Annotated in this window: 19 protein-coding genes and 1 riboswitch; of the genes, 9 read left to right on the top strand and 10 right to left on the bottom strand. The window is 70.8% G+C overall.

Annotated elements, in window-relative coordinates; genetic code table 11:
* Nucleotides 1-70 precede the first annotated feature (70 nt).
* The 6 genes from gcvH to gcvP all read left to right on the top strand — a co-directional run bounded on the left by gcvH (nt 71) and on the right by gcvP (nt 6,214).
* Nucleotides 71-457 carry a glycine cleavage system protein GcvH gene (gene gcvH / locus IEY81_RS02450; RefSeq protein ID WP_310280908.1) on the top strand — a complete coding sequence of 129 codons (387 nt, stop codon included), beginning with the start codon at nt 71-73 and terminating at the stop codon, nt 455-457.
* Between the two features lie 99 nt (nt 458-556).
* On the top strand, nt 557-1,039 hold the full coding sequence (locus IEY81_RS02445) for an FHA domain-containing protein (protein WP_189116822.1): 483 nt from the start codon (nt 557-559) through the stop codon (nt 1,037-1,039).
* A gap of 3 nt (nt 1,040-1,042) precedes the next feature.
* A complete protein-coding gene (gene ftsR, locus IEY81_RS02440) occupies nt 1,043-1,795 on the top strand; it encodes a transcriptional regulator FtsR (protein ID WP_189116821.1) in 753 nt (250 codons plus the stop codon).
* Nucleotides 1,796-1,837: 42 nt separating this feature from the next.
* Nucleotides 1,838-2,305 (top strand): bifunctional nuclease family protein, encoded by a 468-nt coding sequence (locus tag IEY81_RS02435; protein WP_189116820.1) that lies wholly within the window; start codon nt 1,838-1,840, stop codon nt 2,303-2,305.
* A gap of 177 nt (nt 2,306-2,482) precedes the next feature.
* Nucleotides 2,483-3,100, top strand: coding sequence for a MerR family transcriptional regulator (locus IEY81_RS02430; RefSeq protein WP_229787222.1), 618 nt, complete (start codon nt 2,483-2,485; stop codon nt 3,098-3,100).
* 83 nt (nt 3,101-3,183) lie between these two features.
* A riboswitch (glycine riboswitch) is annotated at nt 3,184-3,274 on the top strand.
* A 69-nt stretch (nt 3,275-3,343) separates the two neighbouring features.
* Nucleotides 3,344-6,214, top strand: a complete 2,871-nt coding sequence (gene gcvP / locus IEY81_RS02425; RefSeq protein ID WP_189116819.1) for an aminomethyl-transferring glycine dehydrogenase — start codon at nt 3,344-3,346, stop codon at nt 6,212-6,214.
* 167 nt (nt 6,215-6,381) lie between these two features.
* Here gcvP and IEY81_RS02420 read toward each other — a convergent pair whose 3' ends face one another.
* From IEY81_RS02420 to pepN, 3 genes are all read right to left on the bottom strand, one after another.
* Complete coding sequence (locus IEY81_RS02420) at nt 6,382-9,303, bottom strand: AAA family ATPase (RefSeq protein ID WP_189116818.1); 2,922 nt, start codon at nt 9,301-9,303, stop codon at nt 6,382-6,384.
* Nucleotides 9,303-10,502, bottom strand: a complete 1,200-nt coding sequence (locus IEY81_RS02415) for an exonuclease SbcCD subunit D (protein ID WP_189116817.1) — start codon at nt 10,500-10,502, stop codon at nt 9,303-9,305. The genes IEY81_RS02420 and IEY81_RS02415 overlap by 1 nt, the downstream gene beginning before the upstream one ends.
* Before the next feature lie 126 nt (nt 10,503-10,628).
* A complete protein-coding gene (gene pepN / locus IEY81_RS02410; RefSeq protein ID WP_189116816.1) occupies nt 10,629-13,082 on the bottom strand; it encodes an aminopeptidase N in 2,454 nt (817 codons plus the stop codon).
* Between the two features lie 37 nt (nt 13,083-13,119).
* Between pepN and IEY81_RS02405 the strand changes: the two genes are divergently transcribed.
* The gene (locus tag IEY81_RS02405) at nt 13,120-13,557 is read left to right on the top strand and encodes an OsmC family protein (RefSeq protein WP_189116815.1); all 438 of its coding nucleotides are present in this window, start codon (nt 13,120-13,122) and stop codon (nt 13,555-13,557) included.
* Between the two features lie 9 nt (nt 13,558-13,566).
* On the opposite strand, the gene IEY81_RS02400 is transcribed toward IEY81_RS02405, so the two are convergent.
* Together IEY81_RS02400 and IEY81_RS02395 are read right to left on the bottom strand one after the other, a co-directional pair.
* Entirely contained in the window at nt 13,567-14,658 is a 1,092-nt protein-coding gene (locus IEY81_RS02400; protein WP_189116814.1) for an S-adenosylmethionine:tRNA ribosyltransferase-isomerase, read from the bottom strand.
* A complete protein-coding gene (locus tag IEY81_RS02395; protein ID WP_189116813.1) occupies nt 14,655-15,353 on the bottom strand; it encodes an SDR family oxidoreductase in 699 nt (232 codons plus the stop codon). Before IEY81_RS02395 ends, IEY81_RS02400 begins: the two co-directional genes overlap by 4 nt.
* A gap of 61 nt (nt 15,354-15,414) precedes the next feature.
* On the opposite strand from IEY81_RS02395, the gene soxR reads away from it, so the two are divergent.
* Nucleotides 15,415-15,888 carry a redox-sensitive transcriptional activator SoxR gene (gene soxR / locus IEY81_RS02390; RefSeq protein ID WP_189116812.1) on the top strand — a complete coding sequence of 158 codons (474 nt, stop codon included), beginning with the start codon at nt 15,415-15,417 and terminating at the stop codon, nt 15,886-15,888.
* A 4-nt stretch (nt 15,889-15,892) separates the two neighbouring features.
* Here the strand turns inward: soxR and IEY81_RS02385 are convergent, their stop codons facing one another.
* Nucleotides 15,893-16,603, bottom strand: a complete 711-nt coding sequence (locus IEY81_RS02385; RefSeq protein ID WP_189116811.1) for a peptidylprolyl isomerase — start codon at nt 16,601-16,603, stop codon at nt 15,893-15,895.
* A 184-nt stretch (nt 16,604-16,787) separates the two neighbouring features.
* Between IEY81_RS02385 and IEY81_RS02380 the strand changes: the two genes are divergently transcribed.
* Nucleotides 16,788-17,249 carry a GNAT family N-acetyltransferase gene (locus tag IEY81_RS02380; RefSeq protein WP_229787220.1) on the top strand — a complete coding sequence of 154 codons (462 nt, stop codon included), beginning with the start codon at nt 16,788-16,790 and terminating at the stop codon, nt 17,247-17,249.
* On the opposite strand, the gene IEY81_RS02375 is transcribed toward IEY81_RS02380, so the two are convergent.
* The 4 genes from IEY81_RS02375 to IEY81_RS02360 form a co-directional block, all read right to left on the bottom strand.
* Nucleotides 17,204-17,737 carry a MauE/DoxX family redox-associated membrane protein gene (locus IEY81_RS02375; protein WP_189116810.1) on the bottom strand — a complete coding sequence of 178 codons (534 nt, stop codon included), beginning with the start codon at nt 17,735-17,737 and terminating at the stop codon, nt 17,204-17,206. The genes IEY81_RS02380 and IEY81_RS02375 overlap by 46 nt on opposite strands.
* Complete coding sequence (locus IEY81_RS02370; RefSeq protein WP_189116809.1) at nt 17,734-17,925, bottom strand: hypothetical protein; 192 nt, start codon at nt 17,923-17,925, stop codon at nt 17,734-17,736. The genes IEY81_RS02375 and IEY81_RS02370 overlap by 4 nt, the downstream gene beginning before the upstream one ends.
* Nucleotides 17,926-18,072: 147 nt before the next feature.
* Nucleotides 18,073-19,197 carry an endonuclease/exonuclease/phosphatase family protein gene (locus IEY81_RS02365; protein WP_189116808.1) on the bottom strand — a complete coding sequence of 375 codons (1,125 nt, stop codon included), beginning with the start codon at nt 19,195-19,197 and terminating at the stop codon, nt 18,073-18,075.
* A gap of 9 nt (nt 19,198-19,206) precedes the next feature.
* Nucleotides 19,207-19,956, bottom strand: a complete 750-nt coding sequence (locus tag IEY81_RS02360; RefSeq protein ID WP_189116807.1) for a VOC family protein — start codon at nt 19,954-19,956, stop codon at nt 19,207-19,209.
* Nucleotides 19,957-19,986: the final 30 nt, after the last annotated feature.

The following is a 19,986-nucleotide window of genomic DNA, read 5'->3' as shown; positions in this document are numbered from 1 at the left end:
GGGTTTCGTCAACCGGTTCGCGGGACGATCTTCCGTGGCCAGACCAAGTACGCCTGATGAGGAGATGCCCGTGTACCCCGAGGACCTGAAGTACACCAGCGAGCACGAGTGGCTGCGCAACCCCGGCGAGACCGAGGGTTCGGTACGGGTCGGCATCACCAACTACGCCCAGGACGCCCTCGGCGACATCGTCTACGTCTCGATGCCCGCGGTCGGCGACACCATCAAGTCCGGTGAGAGCTGCGGCGAGCTGGAGTCGACCAAGTCGGTCAGCGACATCTACGCCCCGATCTCCGGCGAGGTCGTCGCGGTCAACGGCTCCCTCGACGCCACGCCCGAGCTCGTCAACGACGACCCCTACGGCGGCGGCTGGCTCTTCGAGGTCACCCCGTCCGACCCCGCCGAGCTGGAGAGCCTCCTCGACGCCTCGGCGTACGAGGCATCCCTCGACGCGTAACTCAACCGAACACCTGGGCCGACCTGATAGGTTGCGGATACCATCCCTCAACGTTCACTTGAGGGTGTGTGCCCGGCCCTCGATGAACCTGGAGCTCAAATGTCCGTGTGCCCCGCTTGCGGCAGCCAGAACCCCGACGAAGCACGGTTCTGCTCGCAGTGTGGCGTAAGCCTGACCGGGACCGACCAGACCTCGACGATCCAGCTCGGGGCTGACGCCGACACCTCCGACCGGGTGCTGAGCCCGGTCGACGCGGCCACCGTCGAGGCGCTGCCGCGCGGCAACGGCATGCTCGTCGTGCAGCGCGGTCCCGGCGCCGGCAGCCGCTTCCTCCTCGACCAGGACACCGTGGTCGCCGGCCGCCACCCGGACAGCGACATCTTCCTCGACGACGTCACCGTCTCGCGTCGCCACGCCGAGTTCGCGCGCACCGGAGACACCTTCGAGGTCTCCGACTCCGGCAGCCTCAACGGCACCTACGTCAACCGCGACCGCATCGAGAAGGTCGTCCTCAAGGACGGCGACGAGGTGCAGGTCGGGAAGTTCCGGCTCGTCTTCTACGCCGGGCACGAAGGGGCATAGCCGATGGCCGCCGCCGCGATGCCCGACCCGCAACGGCCGGCCAGCGACTCGGGGGAGCGGCTCAACATCGGGCAGGTCCTGGACCAGCTGCGTCCCGACTTCCCGACGGTCACCATCCCGAAGATCCGGTTCCTCGAGGACAAGGGACTGATCAAGCCGGAGCGTACGCCCGCGGGCTACCGCAAGTTCTCCCGCCGCGACGTGGAGAGGCTGCGCTACGTCCTGCGGATGCAGCGTGACCACTACCTGCCGCTGAAGGTCATCGGCGAGCACCTCGACGCCATCGACCGGGGCCTGGAGCCGCCGGCGATCGAGCCGACCGTGCCCACCGTCCCGACGGTCGCCCTGGCGCCCGACGGCGCGCCGGGGCCGGAGACGTTCCGGCGCACCGACAACATGCGCATCTCGCGGCGCGAGCTCCTCAAGGTGGCCGAGGTCGAGGACGCGCTGCTGAGTGAGCTGGAGAAGATGGGGCTGGTGGTGCCGTTGCGCAGCGGCCACTACGACACCGACGCCCTGGCGATCGCGCGCACCGCCAAGGAGCTGGCCGAGTTCGGCATCGAGCCGCGCCACCTGCGCGGCATGAAGGCCGCAGCCGACCGCGAGGTCGGGCTGATCGAGCAGATCGTGGCGCCGCTGCGACGCCCGGGCAACGCCGGCGCGCAGGGACGCGCTGAGGAGATCGGCAGCGAGATCGCCTCGCTCGCGGTCCGTCTGCACGCCACTTTGGTGAAGTCCGGCCTGCGCGACCGCTGACCGGGCTCCTGTTGCCACCCGGACCCGGGTAGGGTGGAAGACATGCGCGAGGTCGATGTGCTCGGAGTCCGAGTGGAGATGCCCTCCAACCAGCCGATCGTGCTGTTGCGCGAGGTGGCAGGTGAGCGATACCTGCCCATCTGGATCGGTGCCGTGGAGGCGACCGCGATCGCCTTCGCCCAGCAGGGCGTTGTGCCGCCGAGGCCGCTGACCCACGATCTGCTCAAGGACGTGGTGGAGGCGACCGGCAACGAGCTGACCGAGGTCCAGATCACCTCGGTGACCGACCGTGTCTTCTACGCCAACCTCGTCTTCGCCTCGGGCGTCGAGGTGAGCGCGCGGCCCTCGGACTCGATCGCACTGGCGCTGCGTACCGGCACCAAGATCGTGGTCTCCGACGACGTCCTCGACGAGGCGGGACTGGCGGTCCCGGCCGAGCAGGAGGACGAGATCGAGAAGTTCCGGGAGTTCCTGGACGAGATCACGCCCGAGGACTTCGAGTCTCACTGAGGCAGAAGCCTCAAGTTCATGTTGAGGGTTAGGGTGGGCGACACGCCGGAGGGGGTTCTTTGACCGGGGCCCGTACGGCGCTTACCTTGTAGTTGTCTCTGTTGTAACTCCAACGGTGTGGTCCCCCCGCCGCAGCCGTTCATTCCCCGAGTGGAGTTACGCACAACGGAGTAGACGATGGAGGACATCGTGTTCGACCACGAGCAGAAGCCCGGCCACGGCGCCGACGACGCGCAACGCGCGGCGGAGCAGGCTGATGAGCAGGGCCTTCTCTTCACCGACGATGTCTCGCCACTGCCGAGCGACACCGGATACCGCGGCCCGACGGCCTGCAACGCGGCCGGGATCAGCTACCGCCAGCTCGACTACTGGGCCCGCACCGGCCTCGTCGAGCCGAGCGTGCGTGGCGCCACCGGTTCCGGCACCCAGCGGCTCTACTCCTTCCGTGACATCCTGATCCTCAAGGTGATCAAGCGGCTCCTCGACGCCGGCATCTCGCTGCAGCAGATCCGTGCCGCGGTCCAGCACCTGCGCGAGCGCGGCACCGACGACCTGACCCGCGTCACGCTGATGAGCGACGGCGCCTCGGTCTACGAGTGCACCAGCAACGACGAGGTCATCGATCTGCTCCAGGGCGGGCAGGGCGTCTTCGGCATCGCCATCGGTGGTGTGTGGCGCGAGATCGAGGGCACCCTCTCGGAGCTGCCAAGCGAGCGTACGGCCGAGGACGGCGAGCAGGTCGCCTCGATGTCCGACGAGCTGGCCGCTCGTCGCGCTGCCCGCAACGCCGGGTAACCGGCACCACAGTCGACACCGGGTCTCGTGGGCCCCGCAGCTGCGGGTCCGCGAGGCCCTGTCGTTTATGCTGGTGGTGCTGACCATCCCGCACGGGAGAGCCCCACGCGCTGGGGCGCCGAAGGGGCAATTCCTCCCCGGAAACTCTCAGGCACCCACGACTGTGCGGAGCAGGCAACTCTGAAGCGTGCGCGTGACAGAGGGGGAGGGCGTACGAGTTGTCCTCATGCCCCAGGAGCCACAGTGTCCGACACGCCCACCCTGTCCGAGCTCGACGCCGCCTCTCCGTTCGTGGAGCGCCACGTCGGACTCTCGGCCGCCGACGAGGCGACGATGATGTCGCGGCTCGGGTACGACTCGATCGCCGCGATGATGGAGGCCGCGGTGCCGGCTGGCATCCGCTCGGTCGAGTCCCTGGACCTGCCGGCAGCGCTGAGCGAGGCGCAGGTCGCGTCGCTGGCGCGTGAGATCGCGGCCTCGAACAAGCCCGGTGAGGCGATGATCGGGCTGGGCTACCACGCGACCGTGACGCCCCCGGTGATCCGCCGCAACGTGCTCGAGGACCCGAGCTGGTACACCGCCTACACGCCCTACCAGCCGGAGATCTCCCAGGGTCGGCTCGAGGCGTTGCTCAACTTCCAGACCATGGTCGGTGACCTGACCGGCCTGCCGGTGGCCAACTCCTCGCTCCTGGACGAGGGCACCGCCGCGGCCGAGGCGCTGGCGCTGGTGCACCGGGCCAACCGCAAGGGCTCGGGCCCGTTCGTCATCGACGCCGACGCGCTGCCGCAGTCGATCGAGGTCGTCAAGGTCCGCGCCGAGGCGATGGGCCTCGAGGTCGTCGTGGCCGATCTGTCCCAGGGTCTGCCCGAGGGTGATCTGATCGGCGTGCTGGTGCAGTATCCCGGCGCGTCCGGCCGGGTGCCCGACCTGAAGCCGGTCGTCGACGCCGCTCACGAGCGGGGCGCGCTCGCCGTGGTCGCCGCCGACCTGCTCTCCCTGACCGTTTTGGAGGCGCCCGGCACGCTCGGTGCCGACGTCGTGGTCGGCTCGACCCAGCGCTTCGGCATCCCGCTCTTCTACGGTGGCCCGCACGCCGGCTACATGGCGGTCCACCAGGGGATCGAGCGTCACCTGCCCGGTCGCCTCGTCGGCGTCTCCGTGGACGCCGAGGGGCGCCCGGCGTACCGGCTCGCGCTGCAGACCCGCGAGCAGCACATCCGCCGTGAGAAGGCGACCTCCAACATCTGCACCGCCCAGGTGCTGCTGGCCGTCGGCGCCTCGATGTACGCCGTCTACCACGGCCCCGCCGGCCTGAAGTCGATCGGCACCCGCACCCACCGCTACGCCGCCGTCCTGGCCGCCGCGCTGAAGGCAGCCGGCCACTCCCTGGTCTCGGAGACCTTCTTCGACACGCTGGGTGTGACCGTGCCGGGCCGTGCGGCCGACGTCGTCACCGCGGCGCGTCGCCTCGGCGTACACCTGCGGCTCGTCGACGAGGACACCGTCGGCATCTCCACCTCGGAGGCGACCACCCGCTCGACTCTGTCGGCGGTGCTCAGCGCGTTCGGCGTCTCGGGCATGGACCTGGAGGAGATCGACCGCACCACGGCCAACGCGCTGCCCGACGGCCTGCTGCGCACCACCGACTACCTCACCCACGAGGTCTTCAACGCGCATCACAGCGAGACCCAGATGCTGCGCTACCTGCACAAGCTCTCCTCGCGAGACTACGCGCTCGACAAGGGCATGATCCCGCTCGGGTCGTGCACGATGAAGCTCAACGCGACCACCGAGATGGAGCCGATCTCGCTGCCCGGCTTCGCCGATCTGCACCCGTTCGTGCCCGCCGAGGACGCTGCCGGCTACAAGCGGCTCGTCGGGGAGCTCGAGGGATGGCTGGCCGAGGTCACCGGCTACGACGAGGTCTCGATCCAGCCCAACGCCGGCTCGCAGGGCGAGTTCGCCGGTCTGATGGCGATCCGTGGCTACCTCGAGGCGCAGGGCCAGGGCCACCGCAACATCTGCTTGATGCCTTCCTCGGCTCACGGCACCAACGCCGCCTCCGCGGCGATGGCCGGGATGAAGGTCGCGGTGGTGAAGTCGGCCGAGGACGGCACCGTCGACCTCGCCGACCTGCGCGCCAAGCTCGACCAGCACGGTGAGAACGTCGCCGCGATCATGGTCACCTACCCCTCGACGCACGGCGTCTACGAGGAGGGCATCACCGAGGTCTGCGAGCTCGTGCACGCGGCCGGCGGTCAGGTCTACATCGACGGCGCCAACTTCAACGCGCTCCTGGGCTACGCCAAGCCCGGCGAGTTCGGTGGCGACGTCTCGCACCTCAACCTCCACAAGACCTTCTGCATCCCGCACGGTGGCGGCGGCCCCGGTGTCGGCCCGGTCGCGGTCCGCTCCCACCTCGCCCCCTACCTGCCCTCCCACTCGCTGCACCCCGACGACGCGAAGCGCTCCGGCATCGGCGCGATCTCGGCGGCTCCGTACGGCTCCGCCGGCATCCTGCCGATCTCGTGGGCCTACATCCGGCTGATGGGTGCGGAGGGGCTGACCCGGGCGACGTCGGCGGCGGTGCTGTCGGCCAACTACGTGGCGGCTCGTCTCAACGAGCACTTCCCGGTGCTCTACCGCGGTGAGACCGGTCTGGTCGCCCACGAGTGCATCCTCGACCTGCGGCCGATGACCAAGGCGACCGGCGTCACCGTCGACGACGTCGCCAAGCGGCTCATCGACTACGGCTTCCACGCCCCGACGATGTCCTTCCCGGTGGCCGGCACGCTCATGGTCGAGCCCACCGAGTCCGAGGACCTCGCCGAGCTCGACCGGTTCATCGACGCGATGATCGCCATCAAGGGCGAGATCGACCGGGTCGCCTCCGGCGAGTGGACCGCCGAGACCTCGGTCCTGCGCGGCGCCCCGCACACCTCGCGCGCCCTCGTCGGCGACTGGGACCGTGCCTACTCCCGTGAGGAGGCCGTCTTCCCGCGCGGCATCGACCCCGACAAGTACTGGCCGCCCGTCGCCCGCATCGACAACACCTACGGCGACCGTAATCTGGTCTGCTCCTGCCCGCCGGTGGAGTCCTTCGCCGAGTAGGCACTCACGTCGGCCGAGGCGTCAGTTCTGCAGGCCGAGACGTCACTTACGTCGTCCGAGATGGCACGGCGGTGACTTCTCGGCCTGCGTACGTGACGTCTCGGCCTGCGTACGTGACGCCTCGGCCGTCCGGGGTGACGGCTCGGCCTGCGGGGGTGACGCCTCGGCTAGACGCCGAGGACCTTCAGGGTGGAGCCCTCGCGGCCCTTGGTGACAGAGAGCTGGGTGGGGATGCGCTCGCGCATCTCGGTGACGTGGCTGACCACGCCGATGATGCGGCCGCCTTCGCGGAGGGTGTCGAGGACGTCGAGTACGTCGTCGAGGGTGTCGGCGTCGAGGGAGCCGAAGCCCTCGTCGACGAAGAGGGTGTCGAGCATCTGGCCGCCGGCCTCGTTCATGATCACGTCGGCCAGGCCCAGCGCGAGGGCGAGGGAGACGACGAAGGTCTCACCGCCGGAGAGGGTGGCCGGGTCGCGTGACTCGCCGGACCAGTCGTCGCGGACCAGGAGCGCCAGGCCGCCGCGGCGGTCGCCGGCGCCCTTGGCGGCGGAGTGCTCCAGGGCGTAGCGCTGGTCGCTCATCTTCGCCAGCCGCTCGTTGGCGGCGGCGACGACCTGGGTGAGACGGTAGGCGACGACGTAGGCGGACAGGCTCATGTGGAGCTGGTTGTCGCTGCTCTTGCCCTCCGCGAACGAGGCGACGCGGACCGCGACCTCGAGGTCGTCACGGACCGGCGCCCACACGGCGAGGGCGGTGGTCAGGTCTCGGTGGAGCGAGTCGAGACGAGCGGCCCGGGTGGCGGCGGTGTCGGCCGCGGAGCGGGCGGCGTCGGCAGCGTCGGCGGCCTTGCGGTGCGCGCCGGCGAGCGCCTGCAGGTCGGGCTCGTCGGTGGCGAGGATCTCGGCCGCGCCGGGGGAGTCCAGGGTGGCGCGGGCGGCGGCCAGGCTGTCGGCGTACGTCTTGATCTGCCGGTTCAGGGCGGCGATCTGCTCCGGCGGGAGAGCCGCGGCGAGCGCGCTCTCGGGGCTGTCGAACCCGGCGCGGGTCGCGGTGGCGGTGAGGGTGCGCTCGGCGCCGGTGAGCGCTTCGGCGGCGCGGGCGACCGTCTCGAGGCGTTCGAGATCGGTGGTGGCCGCGCGGTGCTCGCGCTCGAGGGTGGAGAGCAGGGCGGCGAGACCCGGGTGGTCGGCGCGTACATCACGCAGCTGCTCCTCGAGGCGCTCGCGCTCCTCGGTGAGGTGACGCACGGTCGTCTCGAGCTCGGCGGCGCGGGTCTCCAGCTCGGTCCGCAGCGACGCCGAGCGTTCCTGGCTCTCCTCCGCGGCGGAGAGCTCGGCACGCAGGCTCGCCTCGCCGGAGGCGGTGCGCTCCAGGCCGGCCAGCCGCTCGGCGAGCACCTCGGCCGGCTCGTCGGTCTCGCCGGCAGCCTCCTGGGCGATCTGGAGCCGGGTGGCGAGGTCGCGCACGTGCTGGTCGCGAAGATGCTCTTCGGCGCTGGCGTCGTCGTAGGCCTTCTCCGCCTTCTTCTCAGCAGCTGCGTCAGGGGCGCCGTCGGCAGGTGAGGCCTTGCGCGGGTGGTCGTGAGAGCCACACACCGGGCAGTCCGCCCCAACGGCCAGATCGCCGGCGAGTTCCGCTGCGATGCCATCCAGCCGCGCCTGGCGCACATCGAGGTGGTGAGTGCGCGCCTCCATGGCTGCTGTCCTGGCCGCTTCGTGCCTGGCCCGAGCCTCGACCAGCTCTGCGGTGAGACGACGGACCTCGTGGACGGCGGCGACCTGCGCGCGCAGCACCGGGATCGCCGCGGCGGCCTCCGTGGCGGCGGCGAGCTGCTCTCCGAGCGCCTTCGTACGCTGCGGCAGCTCCTCGGTGAGCCGCGACTGCTCCCGGGTCTGGGTGAGCACGCGGTCGCGCTGGGCGGCGGTGGCGGTGAGCTCGCGGGCGACCTCGTCGAGCCTGCGCTGCACCGGCTCGAGGGCGCGCGCGTGGGCCAGGCGCGCCGAGATCTTCTCGACGGCGGCCTTCGCCTCGCCCACGGTCAGATCGCTCGGCGCGAGCGAGGCCGCTCGCTGGTGCTCGCGGCGCGCCTGGTCGGCGAGCTCGCTGACCCCGGCGACCGCCTCGGCGCGCTGGGCGGCCTCGACGCGGCGTACCCGCTCCTCGTGCTCGGCGGCCGTGGCCAGCAGGCGGCTCTCCGCGGCGGCAGCGGCACGCAGGTCGCGCTGCTTCTCGGCCATCGCCCGGGCGGCGTCGAGGGCGGTGAGGGTCTCCGACTCGGCGGCGAGGGCCTCCATCGCGGCGCCGGAGGTGACCGCCTGGGCCTCGGTGGCCTCCTCGACCAGGGTGCGCGCCCAGGAGGCGATGGTGCCGTCGCCGGCAGGAAGACCGAGGTCGTGGACGTCCCAGTCGTCGGGAAGGGTGACGGCGGCGGTCTCGCTGATCCGGCTGACCACCTCGGCGACATCGGCGTTGAGCTCCTCCGAGCGTCGCCGCAGCTCGACGCGACGCTCGCGGAGCCAGCGCTCGACGTCGGCGAAGCGCTCGGTGCGGAAGAGCCTTTCGAGCAGCCGCTTGCGCTCCTCGGCCGAGGAGCGGAGGAAGGCCTGGAAGCGGCCCTGGGGGAGCATCGCGACCTGCACGAACTGGGTCAGCGTCATGCCGAGCAGGTCGGAGACCAGGTGGCCGGCCTCGTCGAGACGTGTGGTGAGGGTGCGCCACTCGTCCTCGACCAGCTCCATGAGCACGACCGAGGCCTGCTGGGTGGTGGTGCCGGAGCCGCGCCGCTTGGGCCGCTCCCAGGAGGGGGAGCGGGTGATGCGGAAGCGCCGTTGGGCCAGCGTCGCCTCCAGGACGACCCGGGTGGCGACCTCTACGGGCGCGCGGTCGCTGCGCAGCCGCTTGGCGACCGAGCGGTCACCGGGAACGTCGCCGTAGAGCGCGAAGCAGACCGCGTCGAGCACGCTGGTCTTGCCGGCGCCGGTCGCCCCCGAGAGCAGGAAGAGACCTGCCTGGGAGAGCTCGTCGAAGTCGACCGAGACGGTGCCGGTGAAGGGGCCGAACGCGGTCACCTCCAGGTGGTGGAGACGCATCAGAAGAGCACCTCGAGCCATTCCTCTTCCTCGGCGCCGCCGGCGCGCGAGTCGAGGGTGTCGACGTCGGGGTCCTCGCAGCAGGCGTCGACAGCGCTCTGCAGCAGCGCCAGCTCGGCCTTGGCCGCGGGCTCGCCGCGCAGCTCGGAGACGAACTCGGTGACCAGGTCGATGTCACGCCGCGGCTGGGAGACGTCCGGCCGAGAGAGCGCCCCCAGGACCGGTGCGGTCGACTCGAAACCGAGCACGAGGGTGTGCGGGAAGCGCCGGCGGAGCCGCTCCATGGCCTGCGCCGGGCGGATCCGGTCGGTCAGGGTGATCTGCAGCCAGGAGCTCTCGTGGGCCTCGTGGCGGGCGTCGCCGAGCAGCTCCTCGAGCGTGCCGCGCAGCTTCGCCAGCCGGCGCGGCACCGGCGCCTCGACGAACTCGCTCGCCACGTAGCCGGACTCGTCCAGGTCGACCAGCCAGGAGCCCTTGACCTGGTTCACCTCGGAGAAGGAGTAGGCCAGCGGGGAGCCGCTGTAGCGCACCGTCTCGGTGATCGTGTGACGGCCGTGGAGGTGGCCGAGCGCGGCGTAGGAGACGTCCTCGAAGAGGCTGGCGGGCACCATCGAGACGCCACCGACCGAGATGTCGCGCTCGGAGTCGGAGGGCTCCGCGCCGGTGACGAAGGCGTGGGCCATCACGACGCTGCGCCCGCCCCGGCGGCCGAGGTCGGCGCCGACCCGGCGCATCGCCTCACCGAGCGCGGCCTGGTGGGAGCGCGACTCCAGTCCCCACGAGCCGCGAGCGGCGTCGGGGTCGAGGTAGGGCAGGCCGTAGAAGGCGACCTCGCCGTGGTCGTCGGGGAGCAGCACCGGCCGGCCGACACCGGCCAGGTCGGTGCGGATGAAGATGCCGGCGGCGTCGATGAGCTGCGACCCGAAGCCCAGCCGCTGGGCGGAGTCGTGGTTGCCGCTGGTGATGACGACCTTGGCTCGGGATGCGGCCAGCCGGGCCAGCGCCTCGGAGGCCAGCCGCACCGCGTCGACCTGCGGCAGCGCCCGGTCGTAGATGTCGCCGGAGACGCACACCACGTCGACGGACTCCTGCTCCACCACGGACAGCAGATGATCCACGTACGCCGCCTGGTGCTCGAGCATGCCCTCCCGGTGGAAGGACCGGCCCAAGTGCCAGTCGGAGGTGTGCAGGATCCGCATAGCCGAAAACTATCGGTCAGCACGGACATCCGAGCCTGCGACCCGCGCGGGACGCAACGCGAGGAGGTCGAGCGAGCGCAGCGGGTCGAGCCCCAGTAGCGTCCGAGGAGACGGGACGCTGTGCCGTTAACCGCGCGGATAGGTGAGCTTGATCGCCAGGTGGCGCTGCAGGTTGTCGGCGGCGTCGGAGACCCGGCGACGCACGCCCGGGTCCAGATCCTGCTCGACGACCGCCCGTGCGGCAGCGACCGTCGCCTCGGTCACCGACCCGGCCGGGAAGAACGCCTCGGCGGCCTCGGCGAGGCTCCAGCCCGAGCGCTTCTCGGCGGTGGCGGGCAGCTCGGCGAAGTAGCGCTCGACATAGCCCTCGGTGAGCTCGGCAGGTCCCGTCCAGAAGGCCCGGCCGGCGGCCAGGATGTCGTAGTTGGGCAGATCGGTCTCGCCGGTGAACACCGACCAGCCGTAGGCCTTGGCCTCGGCGTCGGGGATGCTGACCAGAGCGCCGTTGAGGTGGATGCGCGCGTCGTTGGCGGGCTCGGCGTCGTAGGCGGCCTGCAGCTCCTCCCGGGTGGCGAAGCCGTGCTCGGCGAGCTTGCCGAGCACACGCCAGCGCAGGTCGAGGTCGGTCTCGATGCCGTCGGGCGGAGACTCCAGCCAACCGCGCAGCCGCGACTCCGAGGTGGCCGAGCGGATTGCCGTGCGGTAGGCCGACAGCTGCAGCTCGGAGCCGGGGGCGACCTCGTCGAGCTTGCGCAGGGCCGCCTGGTGGAGCCGTTCGAGCGACCCCGCGGGCGCCAGCGGCACGACGGAGCCGAAGAGCCAGGGCATGGTGCGCCGAGGGGTGTCCTCGAGGTCCTCGATCGGCAGCGACGCCTCGGCGATGTCCACGACGTCGGCCGGGTCGATCGCGGCGTTGAACCAGGCGCTGCGCAGGTTGTTCCACACGCCCGCGCGCAGGCCGCCGTCGGTGATTGCGGCGATCGCCCCCTTCAGCGCCTGCACGGTCTCCCAGTCGGGGATGGCGGAGGCCCAGGTGTCGTCGTAGGGGTCGAGCACGACGGCGTTGGCGGCGACCTGGAACGGCGTCTGGTCGCTGCTGACCGTGATCTCCTCGGTGCTCCAGCGGGTGCCGTTGAGGACCGCGGCGCGGAAGGTGTGGGAGCGGTCGGCGGGGTGCTTGGTCGGGGTGGTGCGGTTGATGACCATCTTGGCCGGGTCCCACGACAGCGTGTCCGGGCCGGCAGTGAGCAGCCACTGCGAGGTGAACGCGTCGAGGTCGAAGTCGACACCCGCCTCGGCCGCGGCGGAGGCCCAGGAGCCGAACAGGTCGTGCATCGTGGCATTGCCGAAGCGGTGCTTGGTGAAGTGGTCGATCGCCCCGGCGAAGAAGACGTCGTCGCCGAGCGAGGCGGCCAGCTGGCGCAGGATCGCCGACCCCTTGGTGTAGGAGATCCCGTCGAAGTTCTGCAGCGCGGAGACCGCGTCCTCGGCCCCGTTGCCGGCGACCGAGTGGGTCGAGCCGCGCTGGTCGGCGGTCAGACCCCACTGACGGCGGGCGTAGGAGACGTCGGCCCAGGCGTCGGCGTACTCCGTCACCTCGGCGGTCACCCGGTTGCCCATGTACTCCGCGAAGGACTCGTTGAGCCACAGGTCGTCCCACCACTGCGGGGTGACCAGGTCGCCGAACCACTGGTGGGCCATCTCGTGGGCGATCGTGGTGGCGCGCTGGATGCGCATGCCACGCGTGACCCGCGAGGTGAAGACGAGCGGGTCACGGAAGGTCACGCAGCCCGGGTTCTCCATCGCGCCTGCGTTGAACTCCGGCACGAACGCCTGGTGGTAGCTGCCGAACGGGTAGCGGATGCCGAAGAGCCGGTGGAACTCGTCGAAGCACTGCTTGGTGAGGGTGAAGATCTCCTCGGCGTCCTTGTCGAGGTCGGCGGCGATGCTCTGCCGCGAGCTCAGCGACAGCGGGATCCCGTCGTGCTCGTCGTGGATCATGTGCCACGGCCCGGCCACGAGCGTGACGAAGTACGTCGAGAGCGGCTGGCTCCGCTCGAGCTCCCACACACCGGGCGCCGTCTGCGTGCCCGGGGCGTTGCCGATGACCGTCCAGTCCTCCGGAGCGGTGACGTGGAACGTGTAGGGGGCCTTGAGGTCGGGCTGGTCAAAGCAGGCGAAGATCGTCGGGGCGGCGTCCATGAAGCACATCCCGTAGACGTAGGCCTTGCCGTCGGCCGGGTCGACGCTGCGGTGGAGCCCCTCACCGTCGTTGCGGAACGGCATCGTCGCCTCCACGACCAGCTCGTTGACGCCCTCCTGGGTGTCGATCGGGAGACGGCCCTTGGCCAGGGTCGCCGGATCGACCGGGCTGCCGTTGAGGGTGATCCGCTCCACCGAGACCGGCTTCAGGTCGACGAACGTCGGGCCTCCCCGGGAGGTGAACCGGATGGTCGTCACCGACTGGTAGGTCTCCTCGCTGGAGGCCAGGTCGAGACGTACGTCGTAGTCCTCGATGCTCAGCAGACCGGCTCGGGCGGCCGCCTCGTCGCGGCGCAGGGGAAGGCTCTGGGTGCTCACGTCGCACAGGCTAACGGGCAGGTGGCACTCTGTGCTCATGACTGACTCTGCCGCAGACCTGCGTTCGGTTTCCCTGGAGAAGGCCGGCGAGCATCGCTTCCGGGCGACCAACGTACGTGGGGGCACCATCGACATCGGCCACGGCGAAGACTCCGACTTCACCCCGGTCGAGCTGCTCCTGGCCGCGCTCGCCGGCTGCAGCGCCATCGACGTCGACTTCATCACCGGCAAACGGTCCCCGATGGAGACCTTCGAGGCCCTCGCCGCAGCGACCAAGATCCGCGACGAGCAGGGCAACCGGCTCGTCGACATCTCGGTCACCTTCGACATCACCTTCCCCGAGGGGGAGGCCGGCGACGGTGCACGCAAGGTGCTCCCGGACGCTATCAAGAAGTCCGAGACCCGGCTGTGCACCGTCGGCCGCACCGTCGCCGTCGGCACCCCGGTCGGCTACGGCGAGGGCGCCCTGTCCTAGCCGGCGCCCTCAGGGGAGCAGGAGGGCGGAGTCGCCGAACTCGTGCCACAGGTAGCCCTGCGCGACGGCTGCGTCGTAGGCCGCCTGGGTGAGCTCGGCTCCGGCGACCGCCTCGACGAGCAGCAGGTGACTGGCCTGCGGGTCGTGCCAGCCGGTGATCAGCCCGTTGACGACGTATGGCGGGTTGGCGGGCGTGATCACCCGGTCGGTCCAGCCGCTCGAAGCCTTCACCGCACCGGTCGCCGGGACGACCGCGGACTCCAGGGCCCGGGTGACGGTGGTGCCGGTGGCGACGACGCGGCCACCGGCGTACCTGGTCTGCTCCACCAGCCGTGCGGTCGTCTCGGAGACCTCGAACCACTCCGCGCCGGGCGCCTCACCGGCCTCCTGGGAGGAGACACCGGTGTGGAGCGTGATCGGCGCGATCTGGATGCCGCGCGTGACCAGCTCGGTGACGAGCGGATGGGTGAACGGCCGCGCCGCCGAGGGCATCTCGGCGCTCCCGGCGCGATGGCCGAAGACGGTCTGGTAGGCCGAGAGCGGGTAGCGCCGGTCCAGATAGCCGTACGCGATGGGCCGGCCCGCGTGCGCGAGCTCGGCGATCACGTCGCCGGTGACCTCGGCGCGCCAGAGCCGGTTGCCCTCGCCGGTGGGGGAGGACGGCCGGCCGCCGGGGTAGGGCTCCAGCAGCGTGACCCGGAGACCCCCGGTGACGACGACGTCGCCTTCGTTGGCATCGAGCACCGAGCGCGAGGCGTCGGGGGCCGAGCGGATCTCGACCGCCCAGCCCTCGTCGAGCCGCTGCGCGAGATGGAGCACCACCCGGCCGCGGCCGACCATGTCGGCATCGAGCTGGCGCGCCTCGGTCACCGAGTCGTTGACCACGACCATGTCTCCGGGGGAGAGGTGGTCGGCGAGGTCGCGGAAGCGAGCATGGCGTACGCCGCCGGGGGAGGCGAGGAGCAGCCGCACCTCGCCGGGGGAGGCGAGGAGCAGCCGCACCCCGTCGCGCTCGAGCCCGCGCCAGTCCGAGGGGGCCGGAGCTGTCGTGTCGTCAGGGGCGGGAAAGGTCGTGGTGGGCCGTTCGGCGAGCATCGTCATCGGTTCGCTCCTACGGGCGCGAGGTCGGCGGCGCGGTAGCGCCCGGTCGGCTGCACTCCGGAGAGCAGCTCGAGAAGGTGCGGAATGACCGATTCCGGCAGCGGCCGGTCGGAGATGTCCTCACCGGGGAACGCGGCCTGGTGCATAGCGGTGCGCATGTCGCCGGGGTCGACGGCGTAGGCACGCACGCCGTTCTCCTCGCCGAGGGTCAGGATCAGGTGGTCGAGCGCGGCCTTGCTGGCCGCGTAGGTGCCCCAGGTGGGGTAGTGCTCGACCGCGGCGTCGCTGGAGATGCCGAGGAGGATGCCGCGCGAGGCGATCAGATAGGGGAGGAGCCGCTGGGTCAGTGAGAGAGGGGCGAGCAGGTTGGTCTCCAGCACGCTCGTGAAGAGCGGCTCGGGCACCTCGGCCAGCGGGAGCATCGGGCCCAGCTCGCTGGCGTTGTGAACGAGGAGGTCGAGACGACCGTGCCGCGCGACGGCGGCCCCGATGGCGTCCTGGTGCTCGGGGTCGCGTACGTCGCCGGCCAGGCTGGTCACCCGTGGGTGGTCCGGGAAGGCGGCATGGAGGCGGTCGGGGTCGCGGGCGTCGGTGACGACGCTCCACCCGCGCTCCAGGAGCGACTCGGCCAGGGCGAGCCCGAGGCCGGCGGAACCACCGGTGATGACGGCTACTTCGTTGTGTGATCTGTTCATGGCCGCTAGCATTCAACCTAAAGTGAACTTGAGATCAAGGGCTCTGCCGGAAAAGGTTGCGATGAACAAGCACGACCTGCTCACGATGGGCGAGGTGACCCGCCGCAGCGGCTACGCGGCCTCGGCCGTGCGCTACTACGAGAGCCAGGGGCTGATCCGGGCCGAGCGGTCGAGCGGGGGACAGCGTACGTTCGAGCGGAGCGTGCTGCGCCGCCTCGCCTTCATCCGGGCGGCGGCGAACGTCGGCCTCTCGCTGGAGGAGATCAAGGCCGAGCTCGACTGTCTGCCGGGGGACCGCACTCCCACCAAGGCCGACTGGGCGCGGATGTCGCGCCACTGGCGCCGTCGCCTCGAGGAGCAGATCCACGCTCTGGAGCGGCTGCGCGACAACCTCGACTCCTGCATCGGCTGCGGCTGCCTCTCCCTGCAGCGCTGCGGCATCTCCAACCCGAACGACGCCGCCGCGGAGCAGAGCTCCGGGGCCGCGTACCTCCCGAAGGTCCTACGCCGCGAGCCCCCTCGCCGTCGCGCCTGACGGATCAGCCGACGGTGACGGTCTCGAACTTCACCGGCTTCTTGGGGGCTCCGGTGCCGTCGGGGCCCGCCTCCGCGACGCCGGCCTCGCCGACCTTCTGGAGCGTCTTGATGCCGGCCTCGTCGAGGGTGCCGAAGACGGTGTAGGACGGCGGCAGCTGGGTGTCGCCGAAGACCATGAAGAACTGACTGCCGCCGGAGTTGGGCTGGCCGGTGTTCGCCATCGCGAGGGTGCCGGCGGGGAAGGTGTCGCTGTCCTTGAACTCGTCGGGGATCGTGTATCCCGGGCCGCCGGTGCCCTGGCCGGTCGGGTCGCCGCACTGGAGCAGCTCGAAGCCGGGATTGGCGCCGAGGCGGTGGCAGCTGGTGCCGTCGTAGTAGTCCTGCGAGGACAGCGAGAGGAACGAGTTGACGGTGCAGGGCGCCTTGTCGGCGTCGAGCGTCACGCCGAGCGGGCCGGCCGAGGTGTTGATCGTCGCCGCGACCTTGCCGGTGTACTGCGCGGTCTCCTGCGGAGCGTCGACCTCCTTGGATGCGCCGGTCGGGTCCTCGGCGTAGTCGCACTTCGTCGTGCCGGGCTTCACGATCGACTTCCAGTCGCTGGACTCGCTCGACTTCGGACCGTCGCTCTCCGCCTGGGAGTCATCAGACCCACAGGCGGAGAGCGTCAGGAGCAGGGCAGCGGCGGCAGCGGCCGGGAGCGCACGAGAGAGCATGCGCAGATGGTAGGGGAGCCCGCCGCATCTGCGCTCCTCAGACCCCTGGCCCGGGCGGCGTCGACAGTCGCCTCGCGCATCGGAGCGTGGCACTATCGCACAGCCTGGTTGCGTGCCGCGATACTGCACCAGCCTCGTCGCCCCGGACAGCCACGACAGGGGAGGGTTCGGTTAATCTCCCGCCGTGACGCTGCGTTTCGAGCTCGACGACCTGACCCGGCCCGAGGTGGTCCGGCTCTTGGAGGAGCATCTGGAGGACATGTACGCGGTGACGCCGGCCGAGTCGGTGCACGCACTCGATCTCGAGGCGCTACGGGTGCCCGAGATCGCCTTCTGGTCGGCTTGGGAGGAGACCGAGCTGGTCGGCTGCGGCGCTCTGAAGCGCCTCGACGGCGGGGACTTCGAGCTCAAGTCGATGCGCACCACGGCCGCCGCCCGTGGCCGCGGTGTCGCGACCAGGCTGCTGCGCCACCTGCTGGACGAGGCCAGGTCGCGTGGCGGCCGTCGGGTGCTCCTGGAGACCGGCACCGAGGACTTCTACGCGCCTGCGCGCCGGCTCTACGCGGGCAACGGCTTCACCGAGCGCCCGCCGTTCGGGAGCTACGTGCTCGACCCCAACTCGGTCTTCTTCGAGCTCTCGCTGTAGTCGTCCAGGGCAGCGTCCCGGCGGAACAGCAGGTCGTCGAGGGCGAGCTTGGTGCGGCGAACGACGATCAGGTAGACGGCGATCGCCAGCCAGCCGAGGTCGCGGATGGTGTCGGCGAGATAGCTCGGGTCGGCCGAGGCGCCGCCACCGCCGAAGCAGCCGCAGTCGATGTTGAGCCCGCGCGCCCACGCCGAGGTGATGCCGACGATGAAGGAGGCCATGCCGAGCGCGGTCGCGGTCGCCGCGGAGCGGGTGAAGAGCCCGAGGATCAGCAACCCGCCGAGGACGATCTCTGCGATCGGCAGCGCCAGTGCGTACGCAGGGGCGATCTGCCACGGCAGCAGCTGGTAGCTGCGCACGGCCTGCTCGGTGATCGTCGGCTCGGGGAGCTTGGCGATGCCGGCGGTGAGGAACACGAAGCCGAGGTAGAGGCGGCCGGCGAGACCGAGCCAGCCCAGGCTGTGCTCGTTGAGAAAACTCGTCCTCATGAGAGCACCACCCACGACGTGCGGACGACCCCGAAGACGACGAAGGCCGCGACGACCGCGTAGCCGGTCCACAGCACGAGCGCGGGGGAGACCTCGTCGCGGATCTCGCGCCGCACGAACCACACCCCGAGCGCCAGCACGGCCGCGGAGACCGCGACCAGGCCGATGACGTACCCAACCTCGTTCACGCGGCCAGCGTGCCACAGTCCGAGCGCCGTGCCACCGCCTGAGCGGCGTCCCTCAGCGCATCTTCAGGATGGGCGGCACCTTCTTAGGAAACCGCCCGCCTCAGAGAGCCGGCTCGGGTCGCTGTCGCCGTCGGATCAGCGTTCAGGTCAAAGATCGGTGAAGTCGGCGTAGAGACAGGCGTGGTCGGACGCGGCGTGCTGCTCGGCGGTCAGCGTCGGGAACAGGTCCCACGGGTCCTTGGTGCGCGGCCCGTGCCACACGCCCTTGCGGAAGACGCCGCCACCGGTCTGCTTCGCGCGCAGCGCGGGGGAGAGGAGCAGGTAGTCGATCTTGTCGTCCTCGTTGCCGGAACCGTACGTCCCGCGGCGGTGGTTCCAGTCCCAGTGCTCGTGGGCGCTGGCGTCGAGGAGACCGTCGACCGAGAGCAGCGGCTCGAGCGACTCGCTGGACGGGGAGTCGTTGAGGTCGCCGGCGATGCAGATGTGCTCGACGCCCTCCTCCAGCAGCCCGCGGTAGATCTCCGCCACCCGGGTGGCCTGCCGGGTCCGCCGCTTGGCGCCCTGCGGGTCGTTCTTCTCCGAGTAGCCCTTGGACTTGAAGTGGTTGGCGAGTACCACGACCGAGGTGCCGCCGGGGGTCTCGAGGTGGTACTCGCAGCAGTCGCGGGAGAAGATCACGCCCTCCTCGTCGCGGTCGAAGATGTGGGTGCGCATCTGCGCCAGGCGGTAGCCGTCGCCGACCATCACGCCGACGTCGATGCCGCGCGCGTCGTTGCCCTCCACGACCATCACCTGCTCGTACGCCTCGGCACCGACCTCGGGCAGCAGCGTCTGCGAGAACAGGTGCAGCCCGGGACGGTCGTCGGCCTCGACGACCACCGCGACCTCCGCCCGCAGCTCAGCGAAGACGCGCGCCGTGTTCTCGGTGGCGACCTCGTCGACGGCTGTGGTCTTGAGCTCGACGAAGCCGACCCAGTCGTTGCGCCCCTCGGCGACGAGCTGCACTGGACCCGACCGCGGCCGCTTCAGCAGCGCGCCGCGCATCTTCCGCAACCTGGCGTAGGCGCCCTCGTCGCTCTTCAGCAGGCCGAGCTTCTCGAGGTTGTCGAGGATCTCCTGCTCCTCGCCCGCATAGCTCGTCTGGGCGAGCAGCGTGGAGACACGAGCGTGCGCGGCGAGGACCGTGCGGCGCGTCTCGGCGTCGGCGACCTCGGCGTCCATCGCCTTGGGCCGCGCGAAGAGGTTCTCGACGTTGAACGAGGCCAGCCGCACCTCTCCAGGCTAGGACACCTTGCCGGTCAGCGGGTCCCGATCGGTGAGGCAGTAGATCTGTCCGTACGGAGCCCGCATCACCGTCCAGCCCTCGGTGACGTCGAGGGACTCGGCGCCGAGCGCCACCTGACGCCGGGTCTCGGCGTCCCGGTGGGCGACCGCGAAGTCGGGATGTGCGCGCACCTCGCCGTGATCCCCCTCGAGGAGCTGCAGCAGGATCCGCAGGCCACCGTGCGGGTCAGGCTCGGCCAGGCGTACGAACTCGGGCGACCTGGTCTGGTCGAGCTCGCGTCCGGTGAGCGCGGTCCAGAAGGCGACCTCCGCCTCCCAGCGGGAGCGCGGGATGTCGATGCACACCTGGTCCAGGACCCGTTCAGGCTCCGAGCGGGCGAAGCTGGGCGCGGCGTCGTCCCCGACGGTGTGGCAGAAGAGCAGACCGCCGGGGGAGCGCATGACCGGCACGCCGTCGTACGTCCACGCCGGAGTGGCTCCGAGCGCCATCGACCGTGCGACCGCGCCCTCACGGTCCGGTGCGTCGAGGTCGATGTGAATCCGAGGTTGTTCGCCGTCGATCGCCTGCAGACGCAACCAGGCGTCACCGCACTGCGGCTCGAGGGTGATGAACTGCCCGTTCTCGCCGCGTGGGTGCGAGAGGGCCCATCCGGTCGCCGCCGACCAGAACTCGACCGCCTCCTCCCACCGCTCGCGCGGGAGGTCGAGGAACATGTGGAGCCACGCAGGCGCGCCGGGAGTGCTCATGTCCGCGACCCTACGCCGTGACGGCGCGGC

It is taken from the genome of Nocardioides luteus, from assembly GCF_014648595.1.
GTDB lineage: Bacteria > Actinomycetota > Actinomycetes > Propionibacteriales > Nocardioidaceae > Nocardioides > Nocardioides luteus.
Note: the sequence above shows the minus strand (reverse complement) of the source record. Positions and strands in the feature narration are given on the sequence as shown.